Origin of the sequence: Candidatus Njordibacter sp. Uisw_002, assembly GCF_047730155.1 — a bacterium.
Lineage (GTDB): Bacteria > Pseudomonadota > Gammaproteobacteria > Pseudomonadales > Balneatricaceae > Njordibacter.
Map to the genome: position 1 here is coordinate 813210 of NZ_CP159832.1, position 14291 is coordinate 827500.

The window sequence follows — 14291 nt, forward strand, 5'->3', positions numbered from 1 at the left end:
TACTTTTACAAACGGTGGACTAAGGGTGTTCAATTTTTGCGAGAGTAGAATATTTAGGTGTTCAAAAATTGAACATTTTTTCTAATTGCCTTTATTTATTGTTCAACAACGGGCATATTATTTGCAAGATCAGGAGAATACTTTTGGAAACTGCATTTGAAAAAGCTCGTAAAGGCCTAGAGCTGAATGGAAAATTTGCTTATGGTGCTATGCCAGCACCTATCGCTGATAGCTGGCGACGCTGCGTACGCCTTGGTTTAGATCCATCAAGTAAGCCAGAGGAAGCTGTTGTTTCTCACACGGACCTGAACCAGCGCCGTGATAAGTTAGGCTTAGTGATGCAGTTGGCTCGACCAGAGTTAGAATTGCTCAGTGCGCAGATTGCTGGGCCCAATTTCCTGTTAGCTTTTGCCGATAGTGATGGTGTGATACTGGATCGCATTGTTGATGAGGAGTTTCGCAACTCAAATTGTGGCAGGAGCATCATCCCTGGATCCATTTGGAGTGAGGCAATTCGTGGTACTAACGCTCTAGGACTCTCACTTCACAGTGGCGTACCTTGTAACGTGACTGGCCCTGAGCATTTTTTCTCCAAGGAGGGCCAAGTTTCATGTTTGTCGGCCCCCATATTTGATAGCAGTGGTCAGTTAATTGGATTGATTGATGCATCTTCTGAGGTGACTGTGCGGCAGTACCACACCCTCGCCCTAGTAAATTTGGCGGCACAGAATGTTGAAAATCGACTCTTCGTGGATGACCACCGTGGCCATCAAATTATTCAGTTTCACCCACGCCAAGAATACCTTCAGACCCAAAATGTGGGCATGATTGCCTTCAATCAAGAAGGCGAAATTACTGGCGCTAATCGCCGCACAGGCGAATTACTAACGGGCTTAAAGCTATCCAGTACACCTAAGTATGAAGATGTATTTATGGGCCAGTTTCGTGCGCTGATTAGTCGTATTTGTAAGGGTGAAGTGGTGCAGATTAAAGACTGGCTCCACTCGGGGTATTTTGCTCGACTCAGACTGACCCATAACGCTAAAAGCGCGCTCACCAAGACCCAATTCTTCTTGCCAGCCGAGCCTATTTATCACATCAGGCCAGCTACACAGAGCTCCATCACAGGGCGCGTATTCAAAGATGAGACCCTGAGATATAATCTTAGATTAGGTAAAAAATCGGCTCAGCAGGGCTTGCCGGTATTGATACTAGGAGCCAAAGGAACGGGAAAGAATACCATCGCTGAAGAGTTGCACGAGCAACTGCATGCAGACCAGAACTTTATAATGGTTGATTGTTCAACCGTCGATGTAAATTCGGTTGAAAGCCAACTGATTGCACAAATGAAATCTTTGCCAGATACTAGCACGGCAACACCTGATACCATTGATCTTAATAAAGGCGGCACGCTGTACCTTGACAGGGTTGATCTATTGCCCACTGATATCGCGCCCATGCTCAACACATTACTAAACCGTGTTATGCAAAGACGCAGTCCCTTATTGAGTGAAGGTGAGTGGATCATCCTCAGTAGTGCGCACACTGATGGTGTCAAAAAAGTAGCTCAGGGACCTCATAACCAGCTAATAAAACGGCTATCAGGTTTTTCCCTTTTCTTACCCAACCTTAATCACCGCTCAGATTTTCAGCATTTGTGCAGCACTATGCTAGCAATGATATCGCCACAACATTCGCTGTCAAATTGTGCGATTGAAGCACTACAAAAGAGTTCATCCATAAATAATTTGTCTGATCTGGATTGGAGTATACGCACTCTTGCCACACAGCATAACGAAGGCATCATTCGCACCGAAGGGATTGTCAGGATTCTGGGACACCATGAATTTGCAATTACTCCTTGCCCTCGCTGCAGCGGTCAAATGGCTAAGGAGGTTCAATGCCTTGAAATTAAAAAAATGATCCGCGAGTGCAGCGGTAATATTGCACTCACAGCGCGTCAGCTTGGTGTTTCACGCAATACCGTATACGCTCACTCCATTGACTAAGGTTTGTCCCTAGGCCCCCTATGTTAAGAAAAGTTAACCCAGCTTTTCGGCAGGCGTCAAATTACGAAGCGCTTACAGAATAAGGAATAAATCCACACAACTTACCCAGGGACAAGGGCGGAGTGGGTGTTAAACAGTAAGGAAATAAACTAAAAGATGGTCTGGAGCCTCACTCATCTTGAAGCTATATTGCATTGATTAATAATTAAACTTATACCCCTAAATATAACCCCATGTGTAAAAAAATTTATTTAGCTCTTTTAAATCAAGAGCACTTAAATCTGCTTTTATTGATAAGGTATAATTCGGGAGCACTGAGTTAATATATACTGCGTTACTCAATAATCTACCACAAACTCAAAGCCGTACATTGTCGCTCATGTTGTTATGCATCAATTCTACAATGACACCCAATGCCTCCACTGTGTGGTTCTTGGCAAGCCCTGAGAGACCTTTCTTGATGTCAGCAGTAGCTCTATTTTGAACCAGCGCCTACCTGAACCTTCTCTCATGCCGCCTCGATTTGCCATGTTGATTTCCTTTCGATAAATCTGCTGCTGAGTGTGCGAAGTTTTAACTGAATCAGGTCTATTTTAATATAAGCTGGCGTACGACTTTTTCCACTTATAACATCGATTAAGTACGTTGCAGCCACACTCTAAGCTGCGTTCGCTCTTCCAGCACCGCAATGCTACCAAAGCTCATTAGCGCTGCTTAGAAATTGCTGTAATGCTTAAATTAGCAACTGTGCACGATAATTCTAAGAAATTTACCTAGGCTTTTGGTGGTAGGCTTATAATAGTATTTTTTTATTAGCTATTTATTATGGATGCTCATCTATGGTTATGGGTTAAGTTTTAGGCGCAAATGTATAGCGCTAGGGGTGTTGCAGTGTAGTATTCATTTTGTCATCAAAACACAATAAACCAAATAGCACAAAATGGTACCATAAGCTCGCGCTATAAAATGCCTTATGCTAATAAACAAGCCACCAAGAGACCCCTATGCAGCTCAATTTTTTAGACCAACCCATGCCTAAGCAGCTCTCATCTGGGTTTCCAGATAGCATGGTGATATTAGATTGCGAAACCACAGGAGGCCAAGCCATTCACCACCGTATTATAGAAATAGGCCTGGTGGTTATAGAACAAGGCAAGCTTGTGGAAACGTGGCAAAGTTTCATAGACCCTAACGTGCAAATACCGCCCTTTATCCAAAAGCTAACCGGCATCAGCCCTGGCATGTTGGTAGGCGCCCCAGCATTTAGCGACATAGCCCAAACTTTGTTAAAGAAGCTAGAAGGGCGCACACTAGTGGCCCACAATGCTCGCTTTGATTATAGCTTTTTAAAAAACGAATTTGACCGAGTAGGCATTCGCTACAATGCCAAGCCGCTATGTTCGGTAAAATTTAGCCGTAATTTATACCCACAATTTAGACGCCATGGCCTATCACAAATTATTCAGCGCTTTGAATTAGCCATAGAAAACCGGCACCGCGCCTTAGACGATGCCCAGATGGTGTATCAGTTTTTCCAAAAGTCCTCAGCCTTGTTTTCAGATGACGAAATAGCAGCCACATGCCAAGCCCTGCTAAAGCGCCCAGCGCTGCCTACTCTTTTAAAGGCCAAAGACGTAGAAAAATTACCCGCAGCAGCAGGGGTGTATTATTTTTACGATGAAAAGGGCGCCTTGCTGTATGTAGGCAAAAGCGTACACATTCGTAACCGGGTAATGAGCCACTTTAGCTCCGACCACAAAAACCCTAAAGACCTACAAATGAGCACAAAAATTGCCCATGTAGATTTTGAACGCACCCCCAGCGACTTTGGTGCTCAAATACGTGAAAGCAGCCAAATAAAAGAGTTAGCGCCTTTGTATAATCGTAGGCTGCGCAAAGTGAAAAAGTTGTACCAAATAAGAAGCCGCACCGATGATGCAGGCTATTTGCGGCTTAGTGTAGAGATCGTAGAAACAGCCGACACCCAAGTAGATGAACAGTTTGGGTTGTTTCGCTCGGCCCGCCAAGCCTCTAAAAAGCTAGAAGCACTGGCAGACCAATACTTTTTATGCCACAAGCTAATGAACCTAGAGGGCAGCCAAACATCTAACCACCCCTGCTTTAGAGCCCAGCTAAAAAAATGCTTTGGCGCATGCCATGGCAAAGAAACCCCAGAACTTTACAACGAGCGCACCCAAGCAGCCCTGAAAAACTACCAAGTAAAAACATGGCCCTACCCAGGTCCTATATTGTTAGAAGAGCGAGACCCAAATAACTTGGATAACGTGATGTTTCATGTGGTGGATAGATGGCGCTATGTTGCTAAGCTTGCCCTGTTAGAAGACATCTACGATTATGGTTATCAACTAGCCCAAGCCCAACAGCAAAACGCTTCAGCCGCTAAAGGAAGCGCATTGCTATTAGGTACGCAACCAAGCAGCCCAAGTGAAAGCCAGCTACAAATAAGCGCAGCCCAGCTAGAGCAGAATCACCAGTTTGACCTAGATACCTACTTTATATTAGTGCGCTTTTTAGTGAACCAAAAGAAAACCCAAGTCAACGGCCTAAAGGTTTGGCCGTTAGTGGCCATTGCCACCCCTTGACAAAAACTCTGACACTTTTACAGTGTGTAAATGGGCATTAAGAGTGGGTACTGTTAATGTAAGTGGGCGACAGCACGCAATGACGAAAATAGCCCAACGGCTAAATCATTTCCAAAAAATGGATTTAAAATATGAAAACCAAGGACATGCTGGATGAAACCGGAAAATAAGGGGGAATGGCGTCCCAGAGAGGAGTCGAACCTCCGACCTGCCGCTTAGGAGGCGGCTGCTCTATCCAGCTGAGCTACTGGGACGTTGTAGCCGCGCATTCTACCAGTTGATCAATTCTATGTGTAGCTGCATTACTAGCAAAGTGTGTAAATAAAACTATTTTTTCTTAATCAATGCAAACTAAAGCTTTATTGTAAATCTTAATAAGAATGATTTGCATTTGCGTTAACTGCTGGGTATAATTTTGGTATTGAATGGTCTGCCAGCTATTTAAAGGCAAGCGGCAGTCTATTTGTATGACGTAATTAACATTGAAACGAGACATGACAGGAGATCCCATGAACCTTATTAATAAGCTTATATTTTCCACTTTTACTGCAGGGTTTTTGTGTGTAAACGTCGCCCAAGCGGCTGACGTTGTTAATGTTTATTCTGCCCGCAAGGAAGCGTTGATTAAGCCCTTATTGGATGAGTTTAGTGCCTCTACAGGCATTGAAGTTAATCTTGTAACAGGCAACGCTGACGCGTTATTAAAGCGTTTGCAAGTAGAGGGCAGTGCAACCGAAGCAGATATTTTTATCACATCAGATGTCGGTCGCTTGCACCGTGCTAAAGAGGCAGGTGTATTAAAGGCTGTAGCTTTGCCTGTATTAGAGGCGTCTATACCTCAAGCGCTAAGAGATTCTGAACATTATTGGTATGGGCTCACCCTAAGAGCAAGGCCTATTATTTATGCCAAAGACCGCGTTGATGTAGGCCAATTAACTACCTACGAAGCATTGGCTCAGGCGCAATGGCAAGGTCGCATTTGCCTTAGGTCTTCTCAAAATGTGTACAACCAGTCTCTAGTAGCGGCAGCTATCCATGCATTAGGCGATGAAACTACGCAAAGCTGGATAGAAGGCATGGTTAATAATTTAGCCAAATCACCCTCTGGAGGGGATACAGATCAGTTAAAGGCTGTGGCAGCAGGGGTGTGCGATGTGACCATTGCAAACACGTATTACCTTGCGCGCTTGATCAATAGTAGCAAGCCTGAAGATCAAGCAGTGGCTAACAAATTAGCAGTATTTTGGCCTAATCAAAAGGGCGAAGGTGCAGCAAATCGCGGCGCCCACGTCAATGTAAGTGGTGCAGCCTTTACTAAATATGGTAAACACTACAATGAAGCCCAAGCTCTGTTAGAATACTTGGCTTCTGCGCCCGCACAAGCATGGTATGCCAAGATCAATAATGAATATCCTGTGGTTGATGGTGTAGAGGTTTCACTAGCACTTAAAGGCTTTGGTGATTACAAGATGGACCCGATTGATTTAGAAATTTTAGGTCTCAATAATCGACAAGCGATTAAATTAATGGATCGCGCTGGTTGGAAATAGGTAATAAAGGTTAATGTTTAAACGCCATGGGTTAAGTGCTTTTGCTGTTGTGATTGCAGTTTTTATATTGCTTCCAGTGATTGTGATTGGCAGTTATGCCATGCTTGCTGATGGCGCACTTTGGCAGCACTTGTTTGATACGGTGTTAAGTGAATACCTAGTTAATTCTTTGCTGTTGTTGTTTGGGGTAGGTACAGGCGTGCTTTTATTGGGCGTGCCCACAGCATGGCTCACCAGTATGTGCAGCTTTCCAGGTCGAAGATGGTTTAGTTGGGCGTTATTATTACCCCTTGCCATGCCTGCTTATATTATTGCCTATACCTACACCGGCATACTCGACTATGCAGGGCCAGTGCAAACGTCTATAAGAGAGTTAACTGGTTTAGGTTACGGCGATTATTGGTTTTTTGAAATTAGATCCATGGGTGGCGCTATCGTGATGATGTCACTCGTGTTGTATCCATATGTTTATCTTTTAGCTAGATCTGCTTTTTTGGAGCAGTCTGTTAATAGTATCGAAGTAGGCTGCAGCTTAGGTTATTCAAGGTGGCGTGCTTTATGGAGTTTGGCGTTACCCATGGCAAGGCCAGCTATTATTGCAGGCTTATCCTTGGCGCTGATGGAAACTTTAGCCGACTATGGCACGGTGCAATATTTTGGTGTGAGCACTTTTACCACAGGCATCTTTAGAACTTTCTACGGATACGGTGATACGGCTGCTGCCGCTCAACTTGCTGTGGGCTTATTGGCATTTGTAATGTTATTGGTGTTGCTAGAGCGCTATTCGCGCCGTCGTGCTCGCTACCACTCTGCAGTAGAGTCTAAAGCTCGCGCTGATTTAATTCCTCTAGATGGAAGTAAGGCGCTCATAGCTTCTGCCTTATGCCTTGCGCCACTGCTTTTTGGTTTTATGATTCCAGCCGCACAGTTATTATATTGGGCTGTATTTGAAGCGCAGCCTTTGGGTTGGGACTTTGTAGAGCTTGCCTGGAACTCATTTAGTTTGGCCTTCATGGCTGCACTTATTGCGGTAATATTAGCTATCATTTTGTCTTATGCAAAAAGAAATAAACCCATTAAACCCATTAGCACTGTGATTGCTATATCAGGGTTTGGTTATGCCTTACCTGGCACTATTATTGCGATTGGTGTATTGATCCCTTTGGCGTGGATGGATCATAGTATCATCGCCATGTTTGAAGGTTTGGGTTGGGATAATCCCGGGCTGCTTTTGTCTGGCAGTTTGGTGGCGTTATTGTTTGCTTACACTGTGCGTTTTTTGGCTGTTGCTCTTGGCAGTGTGCAAGCAGGTTTAGACCAAATTAAACCGAGCTTAGATCACGCGGGTCGCTCAATGGGTCACAGTCCCTGGGCTATCTTGCGTCAAATTCATGTGCCGTTAATGCGTGGTTCTATACTCACTGCGGTGTTGATCGTTTTTGTGGATGTGCTTAAAGAGCTACCGGCAACATTAATATTGAGGCCCTTTAACTTTAATACCATGGCCGTGAGGGCTTATGAATTAGCTTCAGATGAGAGGCTTGTAGATGCCGCGCCTGCTTCTATCATGATCGTGTTGGTAGGGCTCATACCTGTTTTGATGTTACACGCTTCTATATCTCGCCGCAGGCCTCACTAATATGAGAAATGATAAATGACTATGTCAACTCTGTCTTTTGATAACTCGGACCAGCATTTGCTGGTGGATAAGGTAAACATTGCTTATGGGCAGCATGCAATCGTGCATGATGTAAGCTTGGCAGTGGGAATAGGCGAAATAGGCTGTTTATTGGGCCCCAGTGGTTGTGGTAAATCCACGTTATTGCGCGCTATTGCTGGTTTTGTGCCGTTGCAGTCTGGCAGTATCAGCTTAGCAGGTAAAACTCTGGCTAAAGACGATTTTTGCCTGCCAGCTGAAACTCGCAACGTAGGTATGGTGTTTCAGGATGTGGCGTTATTTCCTCATATGAATATCGCTGCAAACGTGGCTTTTGGCTTGCACTTATGGCCCAAGGCCGAACAGGTGCAGCGAGTTGAAGAGTTGTTGAGTTTGGTGGGTTTGAGTGGTTATCAAGAGCGTTATCCCCATGCATTATCAGGTGGGCAGCAACAGCGTGTGGCGCTGGCTCGCGCCATGGCCCCCAAACCAAGTTTGCTATTATTAGATGAGCCTTTTTCAGGCCTAGATGCCATGCTACGTGAAGAGCTAGTGCCTGAAGTGAGAGCTATTTTAAGGCAGGAGAAGATTCCAGGATTGTTAGTGACTCATGACCAAACTGAAGCCTTTACCATGGCTGATCATGTGGCCGTAATGAACCAAGGCCGTATCCAACAATGGGATACGGCGTACAATATTTATCACAAGCCAGATGGCAGATTTGTAGCTGATTTTATAGGCGAAGGCGACTTTTTGGCCTGTAATGTTATTAGTGACACTTGTGTGCAATCACCCATAGGTGAATTGTGTAGTGACCGTCCTCATGGTTTTCCCATTGGACAAAGTGCAGAAGTGTTTATTCGCCCAGATGACGTGCTTCATTTAGATGATAGCCCTATAACAGGTCGTATTATCAGTAAGCGCTTTAGGGGAACGCACTTTTTATATCGGGTGTTAATAGCAGGAAATCAGACCATCTCCTGCTTTGCTGATTCCCACCATAATCATGAAATTGGTGAAGAAATTGGTATCAAGCTCTCGCTTGATCATCTAATGTTGTTTTAAACAAAGCGCATAGACAAATCAATGGCGCGACAATCTTTGGTTAATGCGCCAATAGAAATATAATCTACCCCTGTTTGAGCTATGGGGAGCAGAGTATGCTCAGTAATTCCGCCAGAGGCTTCCAGTTGAGCTCGTCCTGCTGCAAGCTTTACAGCTTCTGTCATGTCACTTAAGGTGAAATTGTCCAACATGATCCGATCTGCATTGGCATCCAGTGCTTGTTTTAGCTCATCCATAGATTCCACTTCCACTTCCACAGGTTTAGTCGGCTCTTGCTGTCTAGCCGTAGCAATGGCTTGGCTTATGCCGCCACAAGCTGCTATGTGGTTCTCTTTGATCAAAAACGCATCATATAGCCCAATACGGTGGTTAAAGCATTGGCCACAAGCCACGGCATATTTCTGGGCTTTGCGTAAGCCTGGAATCGTCTTGCGCGTGTCCAATAGTTTTACTTGTGTATCAGCTACCAAATTGGCGTAATAATAGGCAGTGCTTGCAGTGCCTGACAAACATTGTAAAAAATTAAGAGCGCATCGTTCAAAGGTAAGTAGGCTGCGAGCATTGCCAGTGGCTTTGAACAATATTTGATTAGCTTGTGCGTGTTGACCGTCAGACACCATCCAATCTATGACGATGCTAGGATCTACTTGCAGTGCCACTTCATTCACCCAGTCGACACCACAAATGGTAGCCTCTTCACGGGTAATTACCGTAGCACAAGCCATTTCATCTGCTGGAATAAGACGTGCTGTAATGTCTCCTTCACCTACATCTTCTAGCAAAGCTGCGGCTACGTTGCTTTGTAGGTCGGCTTTAAGATAATGGTTGTTAAGATCGTTATTTGTAGGCATTGAAGATTCCATGCTAGGTGCTAGAGGTGTGGTGTAACGGGCAATATGATACCACAGCCTTTACAAAGGTTTAGAGTACAAATGTTAACGTTACTGGTATGCTAATGCCAATATTAAATGTAAGTAAAGTATACGCATGTGTGGGTGTGTAGGTTTATAAAGTGGGTAAAAAAGCTTTTAACTTACTGGTTTATCATTTGACATTTATTAAAGAGTCTATTACGAGGCAGGGGGAAGTATTGGTTCCTTATAGGCTTGGTATGAGGCGTTATGGTGTTTAGTAATAAAATGTAAAACATTTACTCTAGCGACTTTTAGCCGGCTTAAATTGGCATTATTTATGTAAATATTGTAGTATTACTACATATCTTTTTAGTGTGCGGAAGCAAAAAGCTTCAGCAGAAGTAGACAGGAGAGTAATGTGTTGCAGTCTCATTCAGATATTGATCCAATCGAAACACAAGAGTGGTTGGATGCTTTGACATCAGTAATAAAAAACGAAGGTGCTGATCGTGCCCGTTTTATTCTGGCGCAGTTGGGCGAACAAGCCCGGTTGCAGGGTGCAAAAGTAGAAAATTCCCTTACTACACCTTACGTAAACAGCATTGCTCCAGGCGATGAGCAGCTTATGCCAGGTGATCTATTTATAGAGCGTCGTATTCGTTCATTAATTCGCTGGAATGCCATGGCTATGGTAATGAGAGCAAATGATAATGACGATGGGCTAGGTGGCCACATTGCTAGCTTCTCCTCGTCGGCTACTTTATATGATGTAGGTTTTAACTACTTTTTCCGTGGTAATACAGATCAACAAGAAGGCGATCTGGTCTTCTTTCAAGGCCATATTTCTCCTGGCATCTATGCACGTTCTTATCTAGAAGGGCGCTTAAGTGATGAGCAAATGGATAATTTTCGCCGTGAAGTAGATGGCAATGGTTTATCTTCTTACCCACACCCTTGGCTAATGCCTGATTACTGGCAGTTTCCTACGGTTTCTATGGGCTTAGGTCCGTTGCAGGCGATTCATCAAGCTCACATTATGCGCTACCAGCAGCAGCGTGGTTTAGTAGATAATGGCGACCGTAAGGTTTGGGCATTTTTGGGTGATGGCGAATGTGATGAGCCAGAATCTTTGGGGTGCATTTCTCTTGCAGCTCGCGAGAAGCTAGACAATCTTATTTTTGTAATCAACTGTAATTTACAACGCTTAGACGGCCCTGTGCGTGGTAACGGCAAGGTTGTACAAGAGCTTGAGAGCATCTTTAAGGGTGCAGGCTGGCATGTGATAAAAGTGCTTTGGGGCCGCCATTGGGATCCTTTATTAGAGCGTGACACAACAGGTTTACTGCAAAAGCGCATGAATGAAGTGGTTGATGGAGAGCTACAAAACTATAAAGCCATGGGTGGAGCTTACACGCGTGAGCACTTCTTTGGTAAGTATCCTGAACTACTAGAAATGGTAGCAGATTACTCTGACGAAGATATTATGAAGCTTAACCGCGGTGGGCATGATCCTTATAAGGTTTATGCAGCCTACCACGAAGCCACTCACACTGTTGGTCGCCCTACAGTGATCTTAGCCCAAACCGTTAAGGGCTATGGCATGGGTAAGTCAGGTGAAGCAAAGAACCCGACCCATTCTCTTAAAAAGCTTGATATGGATGAAATGGAAAGCTTTTGCCAGCGTTTTAATATTCCGTTAACGCGTGATCAAATTAAAAATGTACCCTATTACAGGCCTGCAGAAGATACGCCTGAAATGAAGTATATGCGCGCAAGACGCGAGTCTTTAGGTGGAGTATTACCTAGTCGTCGTAGTGATTTTGAATCACTTAATACACCCAGCTTAAAATCATTAGGTGGGCAATTAAAATCTAGCGGCAAGCGTGAAATATCTACGACCATGTCATTTGTTCGTACCCTAACCACCTTGGTTAAAGATAAAGAAATTGGTAAGCGTGTTGTGCCTATTGTGCCAGATGAAGCGCGCACCTTTGGTATGGAAGGTATGTTCCGTCAACTAGGTATTTATACCGCAGAGGGCCAAAAGTACGTGCCTCATGATTCGGATCAGGTGATGTATTACCGAGAAGATCAGGCTGGGCAAATTTTAGAAGAAGGTATTAACGAAGCAGGCGCCATGTCAGCATGGTTGGCGTGTGCTACTTCATACAGTAATAACAATTACGCCATGATTCCGTTTTACATTTTCTATTCTATGTTTGGTTTCCAGCGTATTGGAGATATTGCATGGGCAGCTGGCGACAGTCAGGCGCGTGGCTTCCTCATAGGTGCCACCGCTGGCCGTACCACTTTGAACGGCGAAGGTTTGCAACACGAAGATGGACACAGCCATATTTTAGGTAACCTAATCCCCAACTGCGTTACTTATGATCCTACATACGCTTATGAGCTTACTGTCATCATTCAAGATGGCCTGCACCGCATGTATGATTTAAAAGAAAATAAGTTTTACTACATTACTGTGATGAACGAAAACTACATTCAGCCTGATATGCCTATCGGCTGTGAGGAAGGCATCATTAAGGGGATGTACTTATTAAAAGAAATTAAGCCTAAAGCTAAAAAGCGTGTGCAGTTGCTTGGTAGTGGCACTATCTTACGAGAAGTTGAAGCTGCTGCAGAAATTTTGGCGAAAGACTTTGAGATTGGTTCAGATGTCTGGAGTGCAACGAGCTTTAACGAATTGGGTCGCAATGCCCAAGATATTAGTCGTTGGAATATGCTCCATCCAGAGGCGCAGCCTAAACAAAGCTATGTAGAAGAGTGCTTCTCAGCTCATGCAGGCCCAGTAATTGCTGCCACAGACTATGTGAAAGCATTTGCTGAGCAAATTCGTGAGTTTGTACCTGCTACCTATAAAGTGCTTGGTACAGATGGCTACGGTCGTAGTGATAGCCGTGAAAAGCTAAGAGAGTTTTTTGAGGTTAACCGTTACTACATTGTTGTTGCAGCGTTAAAAGCATTGGCAGAAGATGGCACGATAAAGGTAAGTGAGGTGTCGCGAGCCATTAAAAAGTTCAATATCGACAGTGACAAGCCTAATCCTGTTCACCTGTAAGCTGCTGACGAAAAGAGGACAAAGACATGGCAACAAGTAATATGATGATCCCAGATATGGGCGGCGCGCAAAGTGTAGAAGTGATCGAAATCTGTGTAGCTGTTGGGGATGTGGTAGATGAAGGAGACTCTATTATAGTCGTTGAGACTGATAAAGCGTCAATGGAGATTCCAGCATCAAGTGCGGGCACTATTAAAGCCATCCTACTCAAAGAAGGCGACACCTGCAGCATGGGTGACGTGATGATAGAAATTGAAGCTGCGCACGGCGATTCTGCCGATGCACAAGTAATAGATGTTAAAGCTGAAGAGGTTGCAGCTGCTACTGCCGAAGTGGAGGTTGTATCGCCAGCACCAGTTTTGGCAGTAAAAGAGTCTGAGCCTGCCAGTTCGGTGGAGTCTGAGCGTCTAGCGTTAGTGCCAGATTTAGGTGGCGCCACTGATGTAGAAATCATTGAGATTTCCGTTAAGGTGGGCGACGAGCTGTCTGATGGCGATAGTCTGGTTGTACTTGAAACAGACAAAGCCTCTATGGAAATTCCAGTCAATTTTGCAGGCACTGTGCTAGAACTTAAAGTAGCAGAGGGCCAAAAAGTTAATGTAGGAGATACCATTGCGGTGCTAATGGCTGCTTCTAACGAAACCATTAAGGCTGATGAGCCAGTAACTCAAGTGAAAGCTCCAAGTGTTGCTGTTACGGCTCAAGTTAGTAAGGCCGCTGTAGCCCAAAAAGTTGTGTCGCCTGCTAAAGCTCCCGCACCTAAAGTATCTGCAGCTGCGCCAGTTGGGGCTGGAAGTGCAGCTCATGCAGGCCCGGCTGTGCGCATGTTAGCTAGAGAGCTAGGTGTAGATCTAGGTCAGGTTTCTGCAACAGGGCCTAGAGGCCGTGTGCTTAAAGAGGATGTTCAGGTGTTTGTGAAGCAGAAAATGCTTCAGCCTGCTTTATCTGCCGGTCAAGGTGTGGGTATAGAGCAGCCGCCAGCGATCGACTTTAGTCAGTTTGGTGAAGTTGATCATATTAAAATGAGTAAGATCAAACGTATTACGGCGCAAAATATGACCCGTAGTTGGCTTAACGTACCTCACGTTACTCAGTTTGATCATGCTGATATCACTGAACTTGAAGTCTTCCGTAAAAGCATAAAGGCAGAAGCAGAGAAAAAGGGTACCAAAGTTACACCTTTACCCTTCATGCTAAAAGCCTGTGCGATGGCCTTGCGAGAGTTTCCGCAGTTCAATGTGTCCTTAGATAACGATGGCGAGCACATTATTCAAAAGCATTATGTCCATATCGGTGTTGCTGTTGATACCCCAGCTGGACTGATGGTACCTGTGATTCGTGATGTTGATAAAAAGTCTATCTGGCAGCTTTCAGAAGAGCTCATAGCTATGGGCGCCAAAGCAAAAGACAAAAAGCTAATGCCTGCAGATATGCAGGGAGGTTGCTTTACAATCTCTAGCTTAGGCAGTATTGG

General features: G+C 44.6%; 8 protein-coding genes and 1 tRNA gene (1 of these 9 only partly in view). 7 read left to right on the forward strand and 2 right to left on the reverse strand.

The genetic code is table 11. The features are described from left to right. Nucleotides 1–143: 143 nt before the first annotated feature. Both ABXT42_RS03895 and ABXT42_RS03900 read left to right on the forward strand, forming a co-directional pair. The gene (locus ABXT42_RS03895; RefSeq protein WP_443629058.1) at nt 144–2009 is read left to right on the forward strand and encodes a sigma-54-dependent Fis family transcriptional regulator; all 1866 of its coding nucleotides are present in this window, start codon (nt 144–146) and stop codon (nt 2007–2009) included. 1004 nt (nt 2010–3013) lie between these two features. Next, nucleotides 3014–4612: an exonuclease domain-containing protein gene (locus ABXT42_RS03900; protein ID WP_443629059.1), complete on the forward strand. Its 1599-nt coding sequence runs from the start codon at nt 3014–3016 to the stop codon at nt 4610–4612. Nucleotides 4613–4789: 177 nt separating this feature from the next. Here ABXT42_RS03900 and ABXT42_RS03905 read toward each other — a convergent pair. Continuing rightward, a tRNA-Arg gene (locus ABXT42_RS03905) sits at nt 4790–4866 on the reverse strand. Between the two features lie 255 nt (nt 4867–5121). On the opposite strand from ABXT42_RS03905, the gene ABXT42_RS03910 reads away from it, so the two are divergent. From ABXT42_RS03910 to ABXT42_RS03920, 3 genes are read left to right on the forward strand one after another with little or no spacing between them, the layout of a single operon-like run. After that, a complete protein-coding gene (locus tag ABXT42_RS03910) occupies nt 5122–6162 on the forward strand; it encodes an extracellular solute-binding protein (RefSeq protein ID WP_443629060.1) in 1041 nt (346 codons plus the stop codon). A gap of 13 nt (nt 6163–6175) precedes the next feature. Further along, nucleotides 6176–7801 carry an ABC transporter permease gene (locus tag ABXT42_RS03915; protein ID WP_443629061.1) on the forward strand — a complete coding sequence of 542 codons (1626 nt, stop codon included), beginning with the start codon at nt 6176–6178 and terminating at the stop codon, nt 7799–7801. 15 nt (nt 7802–7816) lie between these two features. Then, nucleotides 7817–8884, forward strand: a complete 1068-nt coding sequence (locus ABXT42_RS03920) for an ABC transporter ATP-binding protein (protein WP_443629062.1) — start codon at nt 7817–7819, stop codon at nt 8882–8884. On the opposite strand, the gene nadC is transcribed toward ABXT42_RS03920, so the two are convergent. Further along, nucleotides 8881–9735, reverse strand: a complete 855-nt coding sequence (gene nadC / locus ABXT42_RS03925) for a carboxylating nicotinate-nucleotide diphosphorylase (RefSeq protein ID WP_443629063.1) — start codon at nt 9733–9735, stop codon at nt 8881–8883. The genes ABXT42_RS03920 and nadC overlap by 4 nt on opposite strands. Before the next feature lie 421 nt (nt 9736–10156). Here nadC and aceE point away from each other — a divergent pair, with 421 nt between their 5' ends. Together aceE and aceF are read left to right on the forward strand one after the other, a co-directional pair. Then, nucleotides 10157–12817, forward strand: a complete 2661-nt coding sequence (gene aceE, locus ABXT42_RS03930) for a pyruvate dehydrogenase (acetyl-transferring), homodimeric type (RefSeq protein ID WP_443629064.1) — start codon at nt 10157–10159, stop codon at nt 12815–12817. A gap of 26 nt (nt 12818–12843) precedes the next feature. Further along, nucleotides 12844–14291, forward strand: partial view of a dihydrolipoyllysine-residue acetyltransferase gene (gene aceF, locus ABXT42_RS03935; protein ID WP_443629065.1) — the 5' portion only. It continues 223 nt past the right edge of the window; the window shows 1448 of its 1671 coding nt (coding positions 1–1448); the start codon lies at nt 12844–12846; its stop codon lies beyond the right edge, outside the window.